2 protein-coding genes and 1 pseudogene are annotated in these 2,198 nt (G+C 45.9%); all 3 read left to right on the forward strand.

Features of this window, described 5'->3' with window-relative positions; all coding sequences use genetic code 11:
- Positions 1 to 402: pseudogene (locus A3756_RS17295) on the forward strand (acetyl-CoA carboxylase carboxyl transferase subunit alpha); the annotation flags it as partial.
- A gap of 29 nt (positions 403 to 431) precedes the next feature.
- A complete protein-coding gene (gene tilS, locus A3756_RS17300; RefSeq protein ID WP_068511445.1) occupies positions 432 to 1,802 on the forward strand; it encodes a tRNA lysidine(34) synthetase TilS in 1,371 nt (456 codons plus the stop codon).
- 210 nt (positions 1,803 to 2,012) lie between these two features.
- The coding region (gene rpsF, locus A3756_RS17305; protein WP_068554069.1) for a 30S ribosomal protein S6 at positions 2,013 to 2,198 on the forward strand (186 nt) is incomplete at its 3' end.

Here is a 2,198-nt window from a genome sequence, read left to right on the forward strand (position 1 = left end):
GTCATGTCTCGGCTTAAAACGCCAATTATATCCACTGTTATTGGTGAAGGTGGTTCTGGTGGCGCGCTGGCTATTGGTGTCTGTGATCGTCTAAATATGCTTCAGTACTCAACTTATTCTGTTATTTCCCCTGAGGGTTGTGCCTCCATTCTGTGGAAAAGTGCTGAGTATGCAGCTGATGCGGCTGAAGCGATGGGGGTTAACGCTCAACGTCTGAAAGAATTAGGTCTGGTTGATGGCGTCATAGAGGAGCCTTTAGGCGGTGCACATAGAAATATGCCCGAGATGGCTACTCAATTGAAGGCTCAGCTTATTGCAGGGCTTGATGAACTTTCGGCTTTAGATACTGAAGAATTAATGGATCAGCGCTATCAACGTTTAACGGCCTACGTTAAAGAGTAAATAGTCAAATAGGGTGCTCTGTGAGTGAGATGAAGGTTTCCCCGGTGATCTTGCAGGCATTAAAAAGAGTGCCCGAGTCCAAACGCTATGTTGTTGCCTTGAGTGGTGGCTTGGACTCTATCGTGCTCTTGCATACTTTTCGTTTATTAAACCCCTCCTTAGCTTTATCAGCAATACATGTTCATCATGGGCTTAGTAAAAACGCAGACGACTGGGCTCGTCATTGTCAGCAGGTGTGCCAGGAGCTATCTATTCCTTGCTATGTAGAGCGTGTATCAGTTACTGCGAGTGGTGAAGGGCTAGAGGCCGCAGCCAGGAAGGCTCGTTACGAAGTTTTCGAGAGGCTGCTAAATGATGGTGATGTGTTGCTCCAGGGTCATCATCAAAACGATCAGGCTGAAACGGTGTTGATTAGGGCATTGCGCGGTAGTGGTGTTAAGGGCTTATCGGCTATTCCGCCTAGCAGGCTTATGTCTTGTGGAACTGTTATTTATCGCCCTTTGCTTGAGGTCTCGAGAAGGGCTTTAGAGTTAGAAGCGGAAGGTTTGGGTCTGAAGTGGGTCGAGGATGAAAGCAATAGTGATTCAGTCTTTGATAGAAACTTTCTGAGGAATGAAATTCTCCCTCTACTTGAACAGCGTTGGCCAAATTCTACCGAGGCTCTTGCGCAGGTTGCGTGTAAAGCAAGTGAAACGCAAAGCTTTATTGATGATTGGTGTGTAAAGCAATTTGATTCTGGCTTGTTGCTTGAGCGCGCTCAGGGTGAAAAAGTCATCGATATCTCAGTTTTATCATCTTATAGAGAGAGAGATCAGAAGATCTTGTTACGAGCTTGGATTGATAACTTTGATTGCCCGCAGCCTTCAGAGCGTATATTGGGAAGAGTTTTTACTGAGCTGATTTCAGCCAAGCCAGATGCTAATCCTATTGTCCAATGGTCAGGTTTTGAATTGCGCCGTTATCTAGGGGGAATTTATTGCCAGCGTAAACCTGTGGGCGGCAGTGAATCTTATAGCGAAACTCGGCAATTTAAGCGGCGTGGTCAAGTTTATAATGTTGAAATTGCAGCTCAGAATATATCGTGTGCTTATGAAAGTGGGGATGTAAGCATGCAGGCTGATTCAGGTCGTATACAGCTCGCCGTGCCCGGGGCAGGTTTTGAGTTGCAGATAAAATCTCGTGCTGGAGGGGAGTCGCTCAGGACTAGACCTGACGGGCCGGGGCGTAGCCTTAAAAGCCTTTTTCAAGAAGCGGGTATTCCTCCTTGGCGACGTGATACTTATCCTTTGATTTATATTGATGGTGTACTGGCGGCAATTGGAAACTTGTGGATAGGTGCGGGTTTTCATGCAGAGTCCGGGCTTCCTGTTCTAAGCGTTTACTTCAATAATAAGTATTAATGGTGAGTCATTAGGCGATAAGGTCTCGAACTTACTGCAAAGGTCTTGCACCTTGATGGTTTTATCTCTAGAATATCGCGCTCTAAAATCTGCGGGGAGCTTATACCTTTCTTATGGAAGGAATAGACTTTACCGTGTACTTGTAACTCCTTGCTTTTTAAACGGCCGATGTGGTCGACATTAAAAGGCTATTACCCGAAGGGAGAAAATATGCGTCATTACGAGATCGTATTCTTGGTGCACCCTGATCAAAGTGAACAGGTTCCAGGAATGATTGAACGTTATACTGGTGTTATCAAAGATAGCGGTGGCCAGGTTCACCGTCTAGAAGACTGGGGTCGCCGTCACTTGGCTTACCCAATCAACAAAATCCACAAGGCACACTACATTTTGATG

This window comes from Oleiphilus sp. HI0086, assembly GCF_001635225.1.